Raw genomic sequence first — 20,871 nt, forward strand, 5'->3', positions numbered from 1 at the left:
ATGAAGATCATCGTTTCGGGCGGCGGCACGGGCGGCCACATATATCCGGCGCTGACGCTCGTGAGCGCTCTCGCCAAGAAGGAGCGCACGGCGGAATTTCTCTACGTTGGCACGCAGAAAGGTCTGGAAGCCGACATCATACCGAAGGAAGGCATCCCCTTTGAAACCGTCGATATCGAGGGGCTCAAGCGCAGCTTCTCGCCCGCGAACATCGTGCGGCTCGGACGCGCCATGCACGGCGTTGCAGAGGCGGCGGCCATCGTGCGCCGCTTCCGCCCCGACGTCGTGATCGGCACGGGCGGCTACGTCTGTGGGCCGATCCTCATGGCGGCAAGCCTCGCGCATGTGCCGACGCTCATTCAGGAGCAGAATGTCGTGCCCGGCGTGACGAACAAGATCTTGTCGAAGTTCGTGACGAAGATCGCCGTCGGCACGGAAGAGGCTCTGTGCCGCTTCCCGCGCAAGAAGGCGGTCTTTACGGGAAATCCCATCCGCCGCGAGGTCATGACGGCGAGCCGCGAAAAGGCGCTCGAAACGTTCGGCTTCGATGCGGCAAAGCGCACGGTGCTCGTCTCGGGCGGCAGCCGCGGCGCGAGGAGCATCGACCGCGCGATGGTCGGTGTCCTGCAGGCGGCGCAGGAGTATCCCGAGGTGCAGTTCCTGCTCGTCACGGGAAAGGGCGAGTATGAGAACGTCATGTGCCGTCTGGAGGAAGCGGGCGTGGATCTCGCCGCCGCGCCGCACATCAAGGTCGAGCCTTACCTCTACAATATGCCCGAGGCGATGGCGATGGCGGATCTCGCCGTCTTCCGCGCAGGTGCGACGGGGCTTGCCGAGCTCACGGCACGCGGCGTGCCCGCGATCTTGGTGCCGTATCCGTACGCGGCGGAGAACCATCAGGAGTACAATGCACGCGCCTTGGAGCGCGCGGGCGCGGCGCGCGTGATCTTGGATCGCGATCTCACGGACAAGACGCTTTCGGCCCTGCTCGGCGAGCTTTTGTCGGAAGAAGGAAAGCTCCGCCGCATGGCAGAGCAGAGCCGTGCGCTCGGCCGCCCCGAGGCGGCCGATGAGATTGCCGATCTCGTGCTGGAGATTGCGAAGGATTAGGAGGAGAGAGAGTTGCTGAAGGACATCCATAAGATACATTTTGTCGGTATCGGCGGTGCGGGCATGAGTGCGCTCGCGCACATTCTGCTGGAAAAGGGCTATGAAGTAACGGGCTCCGATCTCGGCTCTTCCGCGCTGATCGAGCAGCTCAAGGGTCTCGGCGCGCACATCCATCACGGGCATAGGGCAGAGAACGTGCACGGGGCAGAAGCCATCGTCGTCTCGACGGCGATTCCTGAGACGAATCCCGAGATCGTTGAGGCGGCGCGACTCGGCCTGCGTCGCTTCCATCGTTCGGACATCAATGCCGCGCTCCTCAATGCGGCGAAGGGCATCGCTGTGGCGGGAGCGCACGGCAAGACGACGACGACCTCGATGCTCGGCGTCGCGCTCGACCATGCGGGCATCTCGCCGACGATCATCATCGGCGGCGAGGTCGATGTCCTCGGTGGCAACGCGAAGCTCGGCAAGGGCGAGTATCTCGTCTCCGAAGCCGATGAGAGTGACGGCTCGTTCCTAAAGCTCCGGCCGCACATCGCCGTCGTCACGAACATCGAGGACGATCATCTCGATCACTATGGCACGCTCGCGAACATTCGCAAGGCATTTCGCGAATTTCTGGAAAACATAAAGCCCGGCGGCCACGCCGTCCTGTGCTTTGACAACGAGAACGTGCGAGACATCGCTCAGACGCTCGGTCGCAAGGTCATCTCCTACGCCATTGACCATGAGGCGGACTACCGCGCGGGCAAGATTGAGATGCACGGCGCGGGCGTTGATTTCTCCGTGCTGCACGAAGGAAAAGATCTCGGCCGCGTGCGCCTCAATCTGCCCGGCAGGCACAACGTGCTCGACGCGCTCGCGACCGTTGTCACGGGGCTGTCCATCGGTTTGACGGTCGAGCAGATGGCGGCGGGACTTGCGCTCTTTCACGGCGCGAAACGGCGCTTCCAGACGAAGGGGCGCGTGCAGGACGTATGGGTCGTCGACGATTACGCGCATCATCCGACGGAGATCGCGACGACGCTCCTCGCGGCGCGTCAGACGAAGCCGCGCCGCATCATCTGCGCCTTTCAGCCGCATCGCTACTCGCGCACGAAGCTTCTTGCCGCTGAATTTGGCGGCGCTTTTCGCGAGGCGGACGTGCTCGTACTGACGGATATTTATTCGGCGGGAGAAGCGCCGATCGAGGGCGTGTCGGGGCGCACGATCCTCGACGCCGTGCGGCAGACGACGGGGCAGGATGCGGTCTATATTCCGCAGCGGGAAGATATTGCCGCGCACCTCGCCGCCATCGCACAGTCCGGCGACATCGTCCTCACGATGGGTGCGGGCGATATATGGAAGACGGGCGAGGAACTGGTCGCCCTTTTGGAGGGGAAGTAATTTCATGAAGCAGGGAAAGATCGTCGTCGTCATGGGCGGGCCGTCGAGCGAGGCGGAAGTCTCGCGCCGCACGGGTGCCGCCATCGTCAGCGCCTTGGAGTCGAAGGGCTATGCAGTCGAGGGCATGGAACTCGACCCGCCGCACTTTGCCGAGGCGATAAGAAAGAGCAGCTGCGCCATCGTCTTCAACGCGCTGCATGGCAGGTACGGCGAGGACGGCGTGCTGCAGGGCACGCTCGACATGCTCGGCATCCCCTATACGGGTTCGGGCGTCCTCGCCGCCGCCGTCACGATGGACAAGGTCATGTCAAAGCGCGTGTTCCTCGGCGCCGGCATCTCGACGCCGCGCTCCGAGACGTTTCATCGCTTTGAGTTTGACGCGGAGCTTCCCTCGCGCATCCGAAAGGCTTTCTCGCTGCCCGTCGTCATCAAGGCGTCGTCGCAGGGATCGAGCATCGGCGTCGCCATCGTCGAGAAGGAGGAGGAGCTTGAGTCGGCGCTCAAGGACGCCTTCCGCTACGACGAGGAAGTGCTCGTCGAGGAGTTCATTCGTGGCAAGGAGCTGACCGTCGCCGTCTGGGGCGACACGAGAGAAGCGCAGGCTTTTCCCGTCATCGAGATCACGACCGTTTCGGGACGCTACGACTACGCGAGCAAGTACACGAAGGGCGCTTCGACGCACATCATTCCCGCACGCATCCCTTTAGATGTGACGGAGCGCGTGCAGAAGCTCGCCGTCGACGCTTTCCGCGCCTGCGGCTGCCGCGGCGTGGCGCGTGCCGACATGATGCTCGGCGAGGACATGACGCCCTATGTGATTGAGATCAACTCGATGCCCGGCATGACGGAGACCTCGCTCGTGCCCGATGCAGGACGCGCCATGGGCGTCGAGTTCCCCGAACTCTGCGAGAAGATCTTGGAAATGGCAGGGTACAAGAAGCAGCAAGATTGACGAAGATGCAAAGAACGGCGATATTTTCTCAGAGCCGAAGACGGATATTGTATGAGAAACGGCAAGACCGACAAAGATGCAAAGAGGAGGCGGGACGATGGCGGAGGAAAGGCAGGAGAATCTCGGCTTTACCGAGCCCGGCGCATTGCCGGGCGAGACGCATATCGTGCGCCGCCGCAGCCCGCGCCGCGTCCTCAAGGGATTCCTGTTCCTCGTCGTCTCGGGCGCGCTCCTCGCCGTTGCCGTCTACTCGCCGCTCTTTTCCGTGCGCGATGTGCGCATCATCGGCAACCACTACATGCCAGCCGATGACATCCGACGCGTCGCCGGCGTCTACCCGGGCGTGCCGCTCTTCCAGGTGAAGACGGCGGAGATGGCGCAGCTCCTGATGAAGGATCTGCGCGTCGAGCAGGCGAGTGTGCGACGCTCCTTGCCCTCGACGCTTGAGATCCAGATCGTCGAGCGCCGCCCCGTTGCCACCGTCGACTGCGACTTTGGCTACGTCGATCTCGACCGTGAAGGCACGGTCATCGACGCCTACAAGACGCTGAAGAAGATGGCGATTCCCATGGTCACGGGCATCAAGCTCAAGGACATCTACATCGGCGACAAAACGACGGATGAAAATCTCAAAGCGGCGCTCGTCTATCTCAATGCCCTGAAGCCTGAGACGAATGCGCAGATCTCCGAGGTGTCGCTGAAGAAGCCGGACGACGTCATGGCATATACGACGGGCGGTGTGCAGATCCGCCTCGGTGCGCTCGACCGCTTGGAAGAAAAGGCGCATCTGACGGACAGCTTCATCGTCGATCAGGAGGTCAAGCAGCGTCCCGTCGAGTACGTCGACTTCAAATACACGGCGCCGTTTATCAAGCTCAAGCAGTGATTCCTTTACATTCTCGAAATGCGGCAGTATAATAACCTTGAAGAGGTGTGAGACGGTGCTTCGATGGAAGCCTTTTGCTGTGTGAATCGGAAGGGTGGCTGTCATGGCGACAAAGAGTTTCTTGAAGAGCGTGAATATCAAAGAGGACAGGCAGGTTCGGATATTTGCGAATGCCTTGGAAAAGGCGGAGCAATACCGTGCCAAGAATTTGGGGCAGCCTGTATATGAGGTTCCGCAGGAGAAGATGCGCGTCTTGTTGTCGAAGTATCGAAATGCGTAGGGCTTCATAATGCTCGGTACACCGATTGTCAATTTGCTGGATTTGATCGAGGGCGGCGAAGAAGAGGCGCTCAACAACATCCTCGTGGAGTTTTCATGTCCCTGCAATAAAGATGTGGAGAACTTTCTCAAGGAAAAGGCGGTTGCTTTTTCAAAGCAGAGAATAGCCGCCACATATCTTGTCTTTAAGCAATATAAAGGCGAAGATGTTGTGGTCGGCTATTTTTCTATCGCACAGAAGTATTTTCATATTGATTTGAAGCGAGGGGCATTAAGCAAGACTTTGCGAAAAAGGATCAACAAGTTTGCCGTATGGGAAGAGTCGCTGCATAGATATATCGTTTCCGCCATCTTGATCGGACAGCTAGGGAAGAATTATGCGCATGGTTACGATCGACTGATTCGCGGCGATGAACTTCTGGAGATCGCCTGTGACAAGGCAGCGCAGATTCAGCGTATATCCAGTGGAAAGGTCGTGTATTTGGAGTGTGAGGAAAAGCCTGCCCTCGTAGAATTTTATGAACGCAATGGGTTTCATACTTTTGGTAGACGTATGCTCGATAGGGATGAGGCAGATGTTTTGGAAGGCGGCTGCCTGGTGCAGTTGTTTAGATATTTGTGATTTCCCGCATGGTAGAGCGGCGGGGGTATTCTATTGGCAGATAAGATCTTTTGCGTTATAATTCCTTTATTATCTCATTTCAGCAACAGTTCGGGAGGCATTTTATGATCAATTTCAAGCAGGGGCGGTGGTCCATCGCCTTTGTCTGCATGGTGCTGGGCTTCATGCTCGCCGTGCAGTTCCGTGCGACGGAGGACATGCGTCAGTCCGTATCGCAGCAGCGTGTGGAGGAACTTGCCACGCGTCTTCTGGAGACGGAGAAGGAGCGTGACCGTCTGCAGGAAGAACTGAAGGATACGAAAGACGCAGCGTCAGAGGGGCCAAGCAACGACTACCAGCGCATGAAGGGCGGCTTCACGGCGCTCGCGGGACCGGGCGTCATCGTCACGCTCGACGACAGCAAGGCGACGTCGAAGGCGGGCGAGAATCCGAACCTCTACCTCATACATGACGACGATCTCCTGCGCGTCATCAACGAACTGCGTGCCGCAGGAGCAGAGGCCGTGTCCATCAATGGGCAGAGGCTCACGGGCACGTCGGAGATCCGCTGCGCGGGGCCGACGCTCTCCGTCAACAATGTGCGTTCGGCACCGCCCTACAAGATTCATGCCATCGGCGACCCCGACAGTTTGGAGAAGTCGATCAAGATGCGTGGCGGCGTCGAGGACACTCTGAAGGTCTGGGGCATACAGATCGACGTCAAGAAGGAAGAGCATGTCGAGGTGCCCGCCTACAAGGGCGCGGCGTCGTTCAAGTACGCGAAAGCCATCGAAACGCTTTCGGATGAAAAGGAGGGAGCAAGATGATCCTGCCCGTTCTCGGACTTCTTGTCGGCGTCGCCGTCGGCATGCTCTCGCCGATCACTGTGCCGCTCGCCTACGCGAAGCTCTCCTCCGTCGCCTTGCTCGCCTCGCTAGATTCCGTTTTCGGCGGCCTGCGGGCGGCGTCGGAAAACCACTTCGACAATGCCGTATTCATCTCGGGCTTCTTTATGAACGCTCTCATGGCCGCCTTTCTCGTCTACATCGGCGATCGCCTCGGCATCGACCTCTACTATGTGGCGCTCTTGGCGTTCGGCTTGCGTGTCTTCCAGAATCTGGCGATTCTGCGCCGTCATTTCTTCGAAAAGCATAATTAGAGAGGCAAAAAGAGAAAAAAGCAAGCATTTTCATAATTTTTTTATGGCGTACGTATTAAAATAATGATAGAATGGTAGGGAAACTTTTGAGGACGACTGCCGTACTCCCTCTGGTGGGACGAAAGGCGGACTATGCTATATTTTGGGGGTTGCTATCGTGTTTGAATTGGATGATATGGGTTTGGACCAGTTCGCCAAGATCAAGGTCATTGGCGTGGGAGGCGGCGGCAGCAATGCTGTGAACCGCATGATTTCAGCGGGATTGCAGGGCGTGGAGTTCATCGCTGTCAACACGGACGCGCAGGCTCTTTTGCACGCGATGGCGCCGAAACGCATCCAGATCGGCGAGAAACTTACGCGCGGCCTCGGTGCGGGTGCGCGTCCTGAGATCGGCGAGCAGGCGGCGGAGGAGAGCCGCGATGACATCCTGCAGTCGCTGCAGGGCGCGGACATGGTCTTCGTGACCGCCGGCATGGGCGGCGGCACGGGCACGGGAGCGGCGCCCGTCGTCGCTGAGTGTGCGCGTGAGATCGGCGCTCTGACCGTCGGGGTCGTCACACGCCCCTTCACGTTTGAAGGACGTCTGCGCCAGAAGAAGGCGGAGGCGGGCATCGAGAAGCTGCAGCAGCACGTCGACACGATCATCACGATTCCGAATGACCGCCTGCTGCAGGTCGTCGACAAGAAGACCTCGATCACGGATGCGTTCAGCTTCGCCGACGACGTCCTGCGCCAGGGCGTCAAGGGCATTTCCGACCTCATCGCTGTGCCGGGGCTGATCAACCTCGACTTCGCTGACGTCAAGTCCATCATGAGCAATGCAGGCTCGGCGCTCATGGGCATCGGCGAGGCGACGGGCGAGAACGCTGCAGTCGCCGCCGCCAAGTACGCGATCGAGTCGCCGCTCTTGGAGACGAGCATCGAAGGGGCGCACGGCGTTCTCCTCAATATCTCCAGCTCGGCGGAGAACCTCAGCATGTACGAAGTCAACGAAGCCTCGTCGACGATTCAGGAGGCCGTCAACGTCGATGCGAACATCATCTTCGGCGCTTCCCTCGACGAAACGCTCGGCGATACCGTGCGCGTGACCGTCATCGCGACGGGATTTGACAACGATACGGTAGGCATCCAGCGTCCCGCTGCGACGGCTGCCCAGGGAAAGCCCGCGCAACCCGGCGCAAAGCCCGTCCCCCAGGCCGACACGCCGCTGCCGAAGGCGCCGAGCTTCAGCAACTTCGACATCCCCGAATGGATGAATCGAAAGCGCGACTGAGGACGTGCGGAGAAATAACGCGAAAAACAACAGGCATCTTTCCGATGATGGAAGGATGCCTGTTTTGCGTGTGCATGATGCGGCGCATGTTCCGTTCCTTCGTTAAAGGATTTTCAGTCAAAGATTTTCCACCGATTCGCTTGAATCCGTGCTATAATAGTCTTCACTAGATGGATTTTGAGGGGATGGCGAGAGTATGAGGAAGATGGCGCTGAGTCTGGCTTTGGCTCTGGCGGTGGCCTTGGGAACAGATGCCGTTTCTTTTGCGGCACTGCCGCAAACGCAGGCTCGTGTGCAGGTGCAGCAGCAAGCGGCGAAGACGCTGACGGGCGTGCGCTTTGGTACGAGCGACGAGCGTGAGCGCGTCGTCTTCGACTTGACGACGCTGCCCGCCTACGAAGTCCATACGGAAAACGACGGACAGAGGATCGTGCTTTTCCTTGCGGGCGCACGCAGTCAGGCCGTGCAGCCGGAGATTTCGGGCAGCATGGTCGAGAACGTGCGTGTATCGGCCGTGCCGCAGGGCGTCAAGGTCGTCATCGATCTTGCGGCGCCGGCATCTTACGAGGTCAAGACGCTGGCGAACCCGACGCGCCTCTTCATCGATGTACAGAAAGAGTATGAGGTCGTTTCTGAGGAGACGCCTGCGCCCGGTTTGAAGCTCTCGACGCTCAAGAGGCTCGACGCTCGCGGCCGTCTGACGGGATGGGTGCTGGAGGCTGATCCTGCTCGCTACCGCGTTGTGCCTGTACTCGCCAAGGGAGCTGTGCCAGGACGCGCCACGGTCAGCACGATGTCGGATATGGCAGAAGCCGCCGCGGCGATCAATGCATCCTACTTTGCACCGAGCGGCGAGATCCTTGGCCTTTTGAAGCTGGACGGCACGATCGTCGGCACGACGTACTTTCGGCGCAGTGCCGTGGGGTTTGCCGCTGACGGCAGGACATATTTCGGCCCTGTCGATTACAGCGGAACGGTGACGCTCGGCAAGAGAAGCTGGCCCGTGGGCGGCGTCGATGCGGAGCGCGGCGAGGACAGTCTCGTGATTTACAATCATTACTATGGCTCGACGACGCGCACGAATGAATATGGACAGGAGTACATTGTTCGAGGCGGCAGGGTCGCTGCGGTCAACTTGTCGGACAGCCCAATTCCGAAAGACGGCCTCGTCATCTCAGTGCACGGCAAGGCGAAGGACGCCTTCGCCCAAGTGAAGGTCGGCGACGCCGTGCGTGTGGAGGAGGCGATCGGTGCGCCTTGGGAGAGCCTGCCGACAGTCATCGGCGCAGGCCCGATGCTTGTCAAGGACGGCATCGCTCATGTGACGGCGGAGGAGGAGGAATTTCCTCCCGACATCGCACGCGGCCGTGCGCCGCGCACGGCGTTCGGCGTGACGGCGGCCGGGCATTACCTGCTCGCTGTCGTTGACGGACGCCAGTCGCACAGCATTGGCTGCACGCTGCAGGAGATGGCGGAGTTCATGCTGCAGTTCGGCGCCGTTCAGGCGATCAACTTCGATGGCGGCGGTTCGAGTGCGCTCGTCGTCGGTGGCGAGCTCGAAAACAGTCCGTCCGACGGGCAGGAGCGCGCCGTCGGCTCGGCGCTCGCGCTCTTGCCGCGCTGACGACGGTCTTCTTATAGTTTTTGTTGGCACATCAGAAAGAATTCGCTATAATGGAGGAGATGTAAATGAAAAAAATACTGGCATTAGGCCTTTTTCTTGGCGTTATGATATTTGCTGTCCATGCGCTGACGGCAGAGGCGGCAGTGGACGCAACGTCCGGTATTGCTGGAACAGTTACATGGCGGGCTGAGCCGGGAAGTATGCTTGCGGCGGGTGCGGAGATCGTGCGCGTGCGCACATTGACGGGCGAGGTCGCGGCGGCGCGTGCCGAAGAGAATTGCAGCGTGAGTGAGATGCTCGTCTCCGTCGGTGATGACATCGTTGCGGGACAGGTCGTCGCGCGCTTGAAGAAACAAGATGAATGATTGCGAGGGGAGGCTTCCTCTTTTGTGCTGCTCTCCAATCTGTACGAGGTGATATATTTGCGTAATTTCAAAAAGAAGATGCTCGCGCTCGGTCTGTCCCTGTCTCTTTCCATGGGAGTGGCGGCAGCGGCTTCCCTGCCGCCGACGCTGCCGCTTTCGGAGGTATACCCGGGCATGGAGGGGACGGCGTACACCGTGGTCGATGAGTCGGGCGAGATCGTGCCATTCCATGTTGATGTCGTCGGCACGTACGAGGAAGGATCGTCGACGAACCGCATCATGGCGAAGGCATCAGGCCCTGTCGTTGAACGCACAGGCGGCACGCTGCAGGGCATGAGCGGCAGCCCCGTCTATGTGGACGGGGCACTTGTCGGGGCGCTTTCGGCAGGCATCAAGGGCATGAGCCTCTATACGTTTTTCATCACACCGATCGATGAGATGCTGCCCATCTGGGATATGCCCGACTACAAGGCGGTTCATCTAAAGAAGGAAAAGAAGGAAAAGGCAGCGGACGCCGATGAGCCGATGGGCGAGGGCATGGGCGAGGGCATCGGTGAAGGTGCTGGCGAAGGCGGCGAAGGTGGGACGGAGCAGACGGCAGGAAAGCGTGCCAAGCTCGAAAAGGAAGAACTGCCTGAGCTAGCCAAGGAAACGGCGGAAAAGCCCGACAAGAAGCCGGCAGGAAAGCAGGGGAAAGACTCCGAAAAGAGAAAGAAAGCAGAGAAGGAAAAAGCTGCAGCTGCTGAAGAAAAGAAGACAAAGGCAGAGAAGAAATCTGCGGCTGAGAAGGGGGAATCTGCAAAGGCAGAAAAGAAGCCTGCGGGAGAAAAGAAAAAGCCTGCAGAAGCGGAGAAGAGGCCTGCAGCGGAAAGAGAAAGATCCGAAGAAGCGAGGAAGAAGCCTGCCAAGGCGAAGGGAGATCCTGCTGAGACAGAGAAGCAACCCGCCGAGGCGATGAAAGAGCCAGTGAAGGAGACGAAAGAACCGGCAGGAGCATCAAAGAAACCGGCGGAAGAGAAACCTGCGGAGAAGAAGCCCGTCGCTGAAGAAGGCGTGAAGCCCGCAGCGAAAAAGCACGAGGCGCAGGCGAAGTCAGCGCTCTATCTCGCAGGCTTCGGCAGAAGCGGTTCCGCCTATATGAAGGAGAAGCTTTCCGCCCTCGGTTTCAAGGCTGGCGAGATGCCGGCTTTCGGCACGCCGACGCCAGGTGCGCATGTCGTCTATGATGCGGCTCTTGCGCCAGGAAGCGCCGTCGGCGTCGCCGTTTCCTACGGCGATTTTTCCGTCGGTGCGACGGGGACGGTGACGGCGGTCGACGGAAAGCGCGTGCTTGCCTTCGGGCATCCGTTCCTGCACAAGGGAAATGTCAACTACTTCATGACGGATGCCAAGGTCGTCGGCACGATCAGCGGCCCGACGGACGGCATGAAGATTGCGAGCATTGGCAACATCATCGGGCGCATCAATCAGGACCGAGAGGCGGGTGTCGCCGGCATCATCGGCGCATTTCCTGAGAGCGTGCCGATGCGCGTGCGCGTGAAGGACACGTCACTCGGCTACGACAGGAAGTTTGCGGCGCAGATCGCCTACGACGAGGATTTTTTGCCGGTTCTCGTGCCGGGCATCGCTTACGCGGCGATGGGCAAGACATCGGATACGCTCGGTGAGGCGACGGCGAACCTCAAGTTCACGATCCGTACGACAGCGGGCGAAGATGGTAAAATTGAGCGCTCGAACATGTACTATACAGCCTCCGATGTTGGACAGGCTTCTGTGGGCGAGTTGGCGCAGGTCATGACGCTCCTCTGTCAGAATGCGGAGGAGGAGGCCGACGTGACCTCGATCGACGTCGACATCGAGATGGAGAGTACGCGCAAGACGGCCTCCTTGATTTCCGCCGTGCCCGAGAAGCCCTCGGCAAAACCGGGCGAAACGGTGAACTTCCGCACGACGATCAAGCCCTTCCGCAGGGAGAAGGAAGAGCTGCTGATTCCCTACCATGTGCCGGAGAGCCAAGCACCGGGTGTCCTGAGCCTCGATGTGCGCGGCGGAAGCTTCATCCCCGTGACAGCGGCTCTCCTACAGAACGCGCTCGGCATCGATACGAGCGCCGAGGAGGACAAAACGCAGACGACGGCGGACAAGCTCAAGCAGTTCCTGCAGCTCGGCAGGAACAATGAGATCATCGTAGCGCCTGCGATCGCGCCCAAACTGCCCCTTTCAGCGGAGGAGAAGAAGGAAGCGAAGAAGCGCCTGAAGAAGCAGGAGGGCGCACCGCGGAAGAAGCAGGAGAAGCGCATTGACCTCCTCGGGCAGAAGGCGAAGAAGCAGGGCAATCCCTTTGAGGCGAAGTTCGAGACGGGCTATGTCATAGACAATGTGATCCATACTTCATTGCTGATTGAGGAAGAGGACAAGAGATGATGACGCGGCTGTTGGAGAAAATCGGTTCGTTCGTGCTCGAAAGATTCGAGTGGGTCGGCTCCGTCATTTTGCTCCTCGCCGCCGCCCTCAAAGAGATGCGCCGCCCCTTGCGCTTCCGACACGTCTTCGCACAGATGTCGCATCTCGGCGTAGACTCGCTCGCCATCGTCTCTTTGACGATGCTTTTCACGGGCATGGTCATGACGCTGCAGGTCGCGCATGAGTTCATCCGCTTCGGCGCACAGTCGACGATCGGCGGCGTCATAGCCATCGCCGTCGGGCGCGAGCTTGGTCCCGTGCTCGTCGGCGTCGTCTGCGCAGGGCGCGTGGGGTCTGCCATCACGGCGGAGATCAGCACGATGAAGGTCACGGAGCAGATCGACGCCCTGCGCGTCATGGCGACGAGTCCCATCGGCTACCTCGTCGTGCCGCGCATGATCGCGTGCATGTGCATGGTGCCGCTCCTGACGGTCTTCGGCGATGTCATCGGCGTCTTCGGCGGCTGGTTCGTCGCCACGCAGTATGCGGGCATCGCCTCCTATACCTTCACGAACTCCATCCATGTCTTTGCTGTGCCGCACGACGTCACGGGCGGACTCATCAAGGCGGCGGTGTTCGGCGTCGTCATCGCCGTCCTCGGCGCATGGTACGGGCTTCATGCGCCCGAAGGGGCGGAGGGCGTGGGACGCGCCACGACGAAGAGCGTCGTGGCGGCGATCGTTTGCATTTTCTTTTTGAATGTGTTCCTGTCGTTCTTGCTTTATTGACGGGCTGAGGTGGAAGATATGATACGGCTGGAAGGTGTGACGAAGAGCTTCGCTTCCCATGAGGTGCTGCATCCTCTCGATCTCTGCGTTGAAGACGGCGAGACGCTCGCCGTCATCGGCGGCTCGGGCTCGGGAAAGAGCACGCTTCTCCGGCTCATCATCGGGCTGATCCGCCCGACCTCGGGCAGGATCTGGATCGATGACGCCGAAATCTCACAGATGACGGAAACCGAGCTTGACCGGGTGCGCCTGAGGATGGGCATGGTCTTTCAGTATTCGGCGCTCTTCGATTCCATGACCGTAGGGGAGAACGTCGCCTTCGGGCTTCGCGAGCACAAGCGCCTCAAGGAGACGGAGATTATGCGCATCGTGCGCGAGAAGCTGCATCTCGTCGGCCTCGACGGCAGCGAGCGCATGATGCCGGGGGAATTGTCGGGCGGCATGAAGAAGCGCGTGAGCTTGGCGCGCGCCATCGCCATCGACCCGTCCATCATCCTCTATGATGAGCCGAGTTCGGGACTCGATCCCCTGACGTCGGCGAAGATCGACGACCTTATCATCGAGACGCAGAGGAAGCTTGGCGTGACGAGCGTCGTCGTGACGCATGACATGGCGAGCGCCTGCCGCATCGCCGACCGCATCGCCATGCTGCACAAGGGATCGCTCATTGCACTCGATACGGTCGAAGGGTTCAGGAAGCTCGAGGATCCGCGCGTCCGCGCGTTTTTTCGCGCGGTGGAGACGGAAGAGAAGGAGGCGGGTTTATGACGACGGAAGCGAAGGTGGGAGCGTTCACGCTTCTCGGCATCGCGATTTTGACGGCAGTGCTCCTGCAGCTTCAAGGATTTTCTTTTTCGACGAGCCGCAATTATACGATTTATGTAGGCTTTACGCAGGTCGTGGGGCTTGCCCCGGAAGCGGACGTGCGCTATGCGGGCGTGCCCGCGGGCAAGGTCAAAGCCATTGAGCCGGAGGGAACGGGCGTGCGCGTGACGCTCTCCGTCCATCCCGACATTCAGATCCCGCGTGATGCAAGAATCTCGCTCTCAGCGAACAGCGTCCTCGGCGACAAGTTCGTCCTCATCTCACCGGCGGGATCGAAGAGTACGGATTACTTGAAGGACGGCGACTTCGTCATCGGCACGGATGAGACGAGCGTCGATTCCGTGCTTGAGAACGTGAGCGAGGCGGTGTCCGACGTGCACGATCTTCTCGGTTCGTTGAACGACATCCTCGGCAATCCGCGCATGAAAGAGTCCGTTCTCGGCTCGGCGGAAAATGTGCGCGAGGTCACGGCGCACATCCGCGATCTCACGGCTGTGCTCGGGCGCGTCGCGCTGCAGAACGAGGGCAATATGCACGCGATGATGCAGGAGATGCGCACGATCTTGACGAACCTTGCTGCGACGACGGAGACGGTGCGCCAGATGGCGGCGGACGTCTCCGACGGCGGCGCGACGGCCGCGAATCTTCGCTTGACGCTGCTGAACGTCGCCAAGGCGAGCGAGAACATCCGGCAAGTGGCGGAGGAACTGCACGACGTCACGGGCGATCCCACGGTGCGCGAAGATCTCAAGGCGACGATCCATCAGGCGCGCGCTGTCACAGAGAAGGCGAACGACACGCTCGATAACTTGAAGAGCATCGAGGCGCAGCCTTCGCTCGACGTCCTATACAGCGGCAAGGATCGCGACTGGATCACGAACTTCAATGTCGACGTTTCCAAGGAGGACAGGCCCGATCGCTTCCTGCGTGTCGGCGTCGAGGATATCGGCGAGGGGAACGATTTGAATCTTGAGGTCGGCCGCACGAAGGGCAGGCTCGGCGCACGCGCGGGACTCATCGCGGGCGAGCCGGGCATCGGACTTGATGCGAATGTGGGAAATCGCTGGTGCTTCTCCGCCGACGCCTACGACCCCGACGATTTCCGCCTGCGCCTTTCCGCGCAGTATCGTCTGCGTGAAGATACGTATCTGATGGGCCAACTCAAAGATCTCAACCGCAGCGAGCGGCGCACCGCCTACTTCGGTCTGCACCAGTCATTTTAGGAGGAATCATTGTGAAGCAGTCAAAACATTTTTCCAAGAAGCTTGCGGCGCTCGTCGCGGGCGGGCTCTTCTCCCTGAGCTTCGCATCTGCGTCCGCAGCGGAGACGCGCTCTCTCGCACTCTCCGAGAGCGTGGAACTGGCGCTTGAGAACAATCGCTCGATCAAGTCGTCCGTGACCGATGTGGATGCGGCGGACTGGGCATACCATGAGGCGCGCCGCACGGCAGGCCCGAAGCTCACGCTCTCGACGCAGGGCAACCGCGTCGGCGGCAAGGCATACAAGATGTACGACCACGACTATGCTTTTCGGAGCAGCGCGGCGCTTTCCTTCCCGCTCTACACGGGCGGCAGCATCGAGCGCGGCATCGAGGCGGCGCGCTACGGCGTGAACAATGCCGATCTCGCGCTCGAAGGCACGAAGCAGGCGGTGCGTTACCAGACGACGGGACAATATTTCAAGGCGCTCGAATACCGCAATCTCATCAAGGTCGGCGAGATGTCCGTCGCCAATTTGAAGAGTCATCTGGCAAATGTCAACGCGCAATACAAGGTGGGCACGGTCGCGCGTTCCGATGTGCTCGCATCCCAGGTCTCGCTCGCGAATGCTGAGCAGAGTCTCGTGAACGTGACGAACAACTACGACGTCGCCATCGCTGAACTCAATAAGATCATCGGCTTGCCGACGGACACGAAGCTCTCGTTGGCGGACGAACTCGCCTACAGAAAGTATGATCTGAGCCTTGAGGACTGCACGGAGTACGCGCTCGCGCACCGTGCGGACGGCATCGCGGCGGACTATGCCGTGCGTCAGGCGAACGCTGCCATGGAGGCGACGCGCGGCGCTGCGCTGCCGCAGGTCAGTGCAGCGGCATCCCGCACGGTCGGCGGCGACAGCCTCTTTTCCAACAACACGGATTCGGCGGACACTTGGTCGATCGGCATACAGGCGAACTGGGCGGCCTTTGATAACAACGTGACGCAGGCGCAGGTGAACCAGAAGCGTGCGGCGGTGCACAAGCTGCAGCAGGCGGCGGAGGACACGCGCGAGCAGATTGCGCTCGACGTGCAGACGGCGTACCTGAGTCTTCTGGCGGCGGAGAAGAATATCGAGACGACAAGTGTCGCCGTCGAGCATGCCATGGAGGACTTCAAGATCGCGCAGGTGCGCTACACGGCGGGCGTCGGCACGAACCTCGACGTGACGGACGCCGACGAAAAGCTTGTCGCGGCGCAGACGAATTACTACGATGCGCTCTACAACTACAACCTCAGCAAGGCGGCGCTCGATCGGGCCATGGGCCTGCCCGTCGATCTCGACACCGTTTCCTACCGTGAGAAAGTCGACGGCAAGTACTATAAGGCGGCGAAGGAACAGGCCGAGACAGCGCTCTACCATACGGATGAGGCGGCGGAGAAGATGGCCGCTGAGCAGAAGCTGCTCGATGAGAAGAGCAGGAAGAGCCGCACGGCGAAGGACGATGCGATGATTCCCGTGACGCACGGCGCACCCGTCAAGACCGCACCTGTCAAGACCGCAGAGAAGGATGCGGCAGCTGAAGCGGCTGCAGCGGGGGAGATGTAAAGCGCATCGAGCCGCGATGTCCTTTCGTGCCGCATAACTTGAAAAAGAGACAACGAGGAGGAAGAGCCGATGAAGAAGGGGTGCATTGTTTTCGCTGCAGTCGTCATCGCACTCTTCCTTTTTGCGCTCGTTTGCGGCATGGCGGCTTACATCGCCCATACGGGCGCTTACGTTGAGGAGGCGGGCAGGACGCTTTCTGCAAAGGCGTCCGATTCGCTCGGCGTTCCCGTCGCCATCGACGCCGTGCGGGTCGAGTCTTGGCATACGCTTGCCCTTGACGGCATCGCGGTGCAGGATAGGGCGGGAGAGGAGATCCTGCGCGCTGCGCACGCCGAGGTGGAAATGAGTCTCTTTGCGGCTCTTTCCGCCTCGCCTGTTGCCGCGATTTCCCATGTGACGGTCATAGAGCCGGAGCTTTCCCTGCAGCAGCGCGCGGACGGAAGCTGGAACGTCGCCGACCTCGTGCAGCAGGAAGCAGGGGAAAATGATTTTTGCGGCAAGGTCAGCGTGAAGGAAGGAAAGGCGAACGTTGCCGTTTCGGGCAAGGAAATCGCCTTGGAAGATATCGGGGCGGAGCTTGACTTCGTGCACAAGTCTTCTGTCTCCGTTGAAGCTGAGGCCAGCTGCAAGGGCGCACCGCTCGCTGTCGAGGGAGAAGTCTCGAAAGAGCGGCAGGAACTGAAGCTCAAGGGGGAAAATATCAATGCGATGGATTATATCGCATTCCTACCCGAAGGCGTGCTTCCCGACGAGATCGAGCTGCAGGCGCTGCACGTCGACGAGACGGCGCTGAAGCTCGTGCGCGAGGCGGATGACGTTTCGCTTGCGGGCGACGTGCGCCTTTCGGGTGCGAAGGCGCTCGTCCATGGCATGGAGGTTGAGGCGTCGCGTGGACTCGTCGTCTTTTCGGGCAAGGAGGCGCGCATCTTTTTGCGTGCTTCTGCCGAAGAGCAGCAAGCGTCCATTCATGGGAAGGTCGCTTGGCAGGAGGAAGTGCCGAGCTTCAACTTCGTCGTCGAGTCCGCGGCCTTTGATCCGTCGAAAATCTTGGCGCAGAGCCCTTTCCAAGGTTCGGTGCGCGTCCTCGCTTCCGTTTACGGCACGCCGCAGGACTGGAAGGTTGACGGAGAGTGCGAAGCCCCGGTCGTGACGCTCTACGGCACATCGCTTTCAGCGGTGAAGGCAAAGGGGCACTACGAGGACGGCCTTCTGACGGCGAGCGGCGAGGCAGGAGCCTTGGGAGGCACGTTCGAGGGCGGGGGGATGCTCCGCACGGCGGACGGCTCCTACAGCGCACACGTCGAAGCGAAGGGGCTTTCGGGCGAGGAAATCGCCGCCGTGCTGCCTGTGGACGGTCTTTCCCTGACGGGGAAGTGCGCTGCGGACATCGCATTGAGCGGCAAGGGGACGGATTTGGCAGATCTTCTCGCTTACGGCACCTTTTCGGGCGAGGGCGCGTCCTTCGGCGGCGTTGCGGCCGAGAAGGTTTCCGCATCGTTCTTCAAGCAAGGGGAGCTTCTTCATTTTGATAACCTCAACGCGTCGTTTGCGGCGGGCGGCACGCTCGTTGTCGAGGGTGACGTGCGGGGCGGCACGGCGCTCGACCTGCGCTTTTACGGTACGGCATTGCCGCTGGCGCTCGTCGACGCCTTTGTGCCGGAGGCCGAGGGAGCGGGTACGCTCGACATCGCGGGCGCAGTGCGCGGCGACGCGTCGAATCCTGCCATTGAGGCGGATTTCGAGGGAACGGCGGGAAGTCTCTTCCATCAGCCTTTCGACGCATTCCACGGCGCCGTGCACGGCAGCACCGACGGCATCGCCATTGACCGCTTCTCCGTGGAGCGTGCGGGCAAGGAGACGTGGATCGCCGAGGGCAGCGTCGGCCTTACGGGTGAGAGGCGCATCGACCTGCGCGTCGATTCCATTGGTGCGCGCATGGAGGACATCGCGGCTCTCGTCGCTCCCGACCAGCCGATCACGGGCAATGTCGACAATACGATCCGCTTCACGGGCACGCTCGACAATCCGTCGGCGGTCGGCTACATCCATCTCTATCGAGGCAGCTACAATGGCTACATCCTCTCGGGCATGGATGGCGACTATTATCTGGAGAACGGCGTCGTGCGCCTGCAGGACTTCCATATCTTCTCCCCACTCGTCGACGTCGACCTCAACGGCACGGTCACGCGCGACGGTGCGCTTGACCTCTATGCCGATGTGCACGATGTGAGCCTCGACCGCTTCGGCAGCAGACTGCCGTATCCGGTCAGCGGCCACGGCACGTTTGCCGGGCATATCGCGGGTACGCTGCAATCGCCTGAATTCATCGGCGTGCTCGATGCAAAGACGCTTCGACTCAACGGACAGGCGATCGAGTCCGTGCACGGCGAGATCGTCTATGGCGCAGATGTGCTGCGCGCCGAGAATATCCGCTTCCAGCAGAACGGCGGCGCCTACGCGATGAAATGCACGGCGAATCTCGAAACGCAGGCGCTTGACGGCATCTTGAACGTCGAGAACGGTGACGTGCGCGCGCTCTTTGCGATTGCGAACCTCAAGAATGACATTCTCGACGGAAGACTGAACGGCACGATCCGCCTTGGGGGCACTTTGGATAATCCCATGGCGGCGCTTGACGCCGTCGTCGTCGAGGGAAAGGCGGCAGGCTACGAGATTCGTGATATGGCTCTGGACATCAAGCTCGCCGACCACGTCGTGACGATCGATGAACTGCACGGCAGGCAGGGCGACGGCGTATTCGCCGCCAAGGGGCGCATTCCATTGGACGGTGCAGTGATGGATGCGCAGTTTGCCGCGAACGGTATCCCTGCCGGTATGGTTGCGAAGGCGGCGGGGGCAGACGCTGACGTGCGCGGTACGATCGATCTTGCCGTGCAGTTCGGCGGCACGCTGGAGAATCCGCAGGCGAATGCCTCCGTCGAAGTGAAGAACGGCGGCGTGGGCGCGTCGACCTTCGACGATATGACAGGCTTGGCGAGTCTCAAGGACAGCGTCATCAACATCGAGCAGCTTCGCGTGAAGAAGAAACTTGGCGAGCGCGAATACAGCGCGAGCGCCAAGGGTAAGATCCCCGTGAGAAGCCTGACGGCGGCCGCCGATGAAACGGTTGCGTCGTCCGAGCAGATCGATCTTTCGCTCGCGCTCGACGATGCCGATCTTTCGCTTCTGCCGATCCTCTCGCCCGCCGTCGAGTGGGCGATCGGTCCGACGAAGGGCAAGGTGCGCGTGACAGGGACGCTCGAAAGGCCGCAGTTCGCCGGTGAGGTCAGTCTCGCGGACGGAGCGCTGAAGTTCAAGGACGTCGCGACGCCCGTCACGGAGATGAAGGCGCGGTTGCGCTTCTTTGGCAGCAGCATCACGCTTGAGGACTGCACGGGCAAGATGGGCACGGGCTCTTACCGCATCGCAGGCAGGACGTCGTTCGGCGGCGGCAGGTGGCGCGATTATGCGCTCGATTTTAAGGCGGATGAGCTTTCTGTCGTCAGCAGTTTCTATGACGGCCCCTTGAGTGCAGACTTTCACATCGAAGAGGGTGAGATGTTCGGACAGAAGATGCCGAAAATCACGGGGGATGTCCGCATCCATCATGCGACGCTTTCCGTTCCCTCCCTTCCCGATGCCGAGAGCGCACTGCCCGAGATGATCTTGGACGTCGGCGTGACACTTGGCGAGCGCGTGCGCTTCTACGATCCCGCACTCTACGACATGCGCCTTTCGGGTGCTTTCCGCTACGGCGGTACGACGCAGCACGTCGAGCCTTCCGGCACGATCCTCGTCGAGCGCGGCACGATTACATACAACAAGACGCGCTTTACAATCCGCGACGGTGAGGCGTACTTCAACCAGATCGGTTCGTTCTTGCCGAGCCTCACGCTCGAAGCGGAGGCGCACGTCGGCAAAGTGCGCATCTTCCTGCACTCGAAAGGTCCTATCGGGGCGATGGAAACGCACCTCAGTTCGATGCCCGAGATGAGTGAGACGGAGATCGTAAGTCTCCTGACCTTTCAGACGCCCGATTTGAAAAGTTCCCAGGCGCTCACATCGCTTTTGACCTTCGGCCTTTCCATGACGGTTCTCGGCGAATTCGAGACGAACGTGAAGAATGCGCTCGGCCTCGATGAATTCCGCATCGCGGGCGAGGACGTGACGACGACGGATAAGGACGTCATGAAGCCGGGTGAGGTGGCGCACGGACTCGAATACATGCTGGAAGTGGGCAAGTACATCAACGACAGGGTCATGCTGCGCTACAAGCAAGGCATCGGCAACAAGGTGCGCGAATTCGGTGTGCGCTACGACTTCAATGACCGCATGAGCATCTATTGGAATCGCGACGAGGACGCGAAATCTGTCGTTGGCATCGAAGCGCGCATCAAATTCTAAGCGCGAGGAG

Annotated in this window: 17 protein-coding genes; all 17 read left to right on the plus strand. The window is 60.4% G+C overall.

What is annotated here, in order from left to right:
• The 17 genes from murG (at position 1) to QZ177_RS00535 (ending at position 20,861) form a co-directional block, all read left to right on the plus strand.
• Positions 1-1,110 (plus strand): undecaprenyldiphospho-muramoylpentapeptide beta-N-acetylglucosaminyltransferase, encoded by a 1,110-nt coding sequence (gene murG / locus QZ177_RS00455; protein ID WP_294175051.1) that lies wholly within the window; start codon positions 1-3, stop codon positions 1,108-1,110.
• A 12-nt stretch (positions 1,111-1,122) separates the two neighbouring features.
• The gene (gene murC, locus QZ177_RS00460) at positions 1,123-2,496 is read left to right on the plus strand and encodes a UDP-N-acetylmuramate--L-alanine ligase (RefSeq protein WP_006191071.1); all 1,374 of its coding nucleotides are present in this window, start codon (positions 1,123-1,125) and stop codon (positions 2,494-2,496) included.
• 4 nt (positions 2,497-2,500) lie between these two features.
• Complete coding sequence (locus tag QZ177_RS00465) at positions 2,501-3,448, plus strand: D-alanine--D-alanine ligase (RefSeq protein WP_294175053.1); 948 nt, start codon at positions 2,501-2,503, stop codon at positions 3,446-3,448.
• Between the two features lie 97 nt (positions 3,449-3,545).
• Positions 3,546-4,334: an FtsQ-type POTRA domain-containing protein gene (locus QZ177_RS00470; protein ID WP_009645443.1), complete on the plus strand. Its 789-nt coding sequence runs from the start codon at positions 3,546-3,548 to the stop codon at positions 4,332-4,334.
• A gap of 103 nt (positions 4,335-4,437) precedes the next feature.
• Positions 4,438-4,614 carry a hypothetical protein gene (locus QZ177_RS00475; RefSeq protein WP_294175054.1) on the plus strand — a complete coding sequence of 59 codons (177 nt, stop codon included), beginning with the start codon at positions 4,438-4,440 and terminating at the stop codon, positions 4,612-4,614.
• Between the two features lie 9 nt (positions 4,615-4,623).
• A complete protein-coding gene (locus QZ177_RS00480; RefSeq protein ID WP_294175055.1) occupies positions 4,624-5,235 on the plus strand; it encodes an N-acetyltransferase in 612 nt (203 codons plus the stop codon).
• A gap of 104 nt (positions 5,236-5,339) precedes the next feature.
• Positions 5,340-6,041: a DUF881 domain-containing protein gene (locus QZ177_RS00485; protein ID WP_265070976.1), complete on the plus strand. Its 702-nt coding sequence runs from the start codon at positions 5,340-5,342 to the stop codon at positions 6,039-6,041.
• Positions 6,038-6,373 carry a small basic family protein gene (locus QZ177_RS00490; RefSeq protein ID WP_006191080.1) on the plus strand — a complete coding sequence of 112 codons (336 nt, stop codon included), beginning with the start codon at positions 6,038-6,040 and terminating at the stop codon, positions 6,371-6,373. The genes QZ177_RS00485 and QZ177_RS00490 overlap by 4 nt, the downstream gene beginning before the upstream one ends.
• A 157-nt stretch (positions 6,374-6,530) precedes the next feature.
• Entirely contained in the window at positions 6,531-7,646 is a 1,116-nt protein-coding gene (ftsZ, locus tag QZ177_RS00495) for a cell division protein FtsZ (RefSeq protein WP_037369620.1), read from the plus strand.
• Between the two features lie 196 nt (positions 7,647-7,842).
• Positions 7,843-9,270, plus strand: coding sequence for a phosphodiester glycosidase family protein (locus QZ177_RS00500; RefSeq protein WP_294175058.1), 1,428 nt, complete (start codon positions 7,843-7,845; stop codon positions 9,268-9,270).
• Positions 9,271-9,335: 65 nt separating this feature from the next.
• Positions 9,336-9,635 carry an acetyl-CoA carboxylase gene (locus tag QZ177_RS00505; RefSeq protein WP_294175059.1) on the plus strand — a complete coding sequence of 100 codons (300 nt, stop codon included), beginning with the start codon at positions 9,336-9,338 and terminating at the stop codon, positions 9,633-9,635.
• A 48-nt stretch (positions 9,636-9,683) separates the two neighbouring features.
• Positions 9,684-12,059 carry a SpoIVB peptidase S55 domain-containing protein gene (locus QZ177_RS00510; RefSeq protein ID WP_294175197.1) on the plus strand — a complete coding sequence of 792 codons (2,376 nt, stop codon included), beginning with the start codon at positions 9,684-9,686 and terminating at the stop codon, positions 12,057-12,059.
• The gene (locus QZ177_RS00515; RefSeq protein ID WP_294175199.1) at positions 12,059-12,826 is read left to right on the plus strand and encodes an ABC transporter permease; all 768 of its coding nucleotides are present in this window, start codon (positions 12,059-12,061) and stop codon (positions 12,824-12,826) included. Before QZ177_RS00510 ends, QZ177_RS00515 begins: the two co-directional genes overlap by 1 nt.
• A gap of 18 nt (positions 12,827-12,844) precedes the next feature.
• A complete protein-coding gene (locus tag QZ177_RS00520) occupies positions 12,845-13,594 on the plus strand; it encodes an ABC transporter ATP-binding protein (RefSeq protein ID WP_294175060.1) in 750 nt (249 codons plus the stop codon).
• Entirely contained in the window at positions 13,591-14,874 is a 1,284-nt protein-coding gene (locus QZ177_RS00525; protein WP_294175061.1) for an MlaD family protein, read from the plus strand. Before QZ177_RS00520 ends, QZ177_RS00525 begins: the two co-directional genes overlap by 4 nt.
• 11 nt (positions 14,875-14,885) lie before the next feature.
• Positions 14,886-16,457 (plus strand): TolC family protein, encoded by a 1,572-nt coding sequence (locus QZ177_RS00530; RefSeq protein WP_294175062.1) that lies wholly within the window; start codon positions 14,886-14,888, stop codon positions 16,455-16,457.
• A gap of 69 nt (positions 16,458-16,526) precedes the next feature.
• Entirely contained in the window at positions 16,527-20,861 is a 4,335-nt protein-coding gene (locus tag QZ177_RS00535; protein ID WP_294175064.1) for a translocation/assembly module TamB domain-containing protein, read from the plus strand.
• Positions 20,862-20,871: the final 10 nt, after the last annotated feature.

Source organism: uncultured Selenomonas sp. (genome assembly GCA_905372355.1).
In the GTDB taxonomy this organism is placed as follows: Bacteria; Bacillota; Negativicutes; order Selenomonadales; family Selenomonadaceae; genus Selenomonas.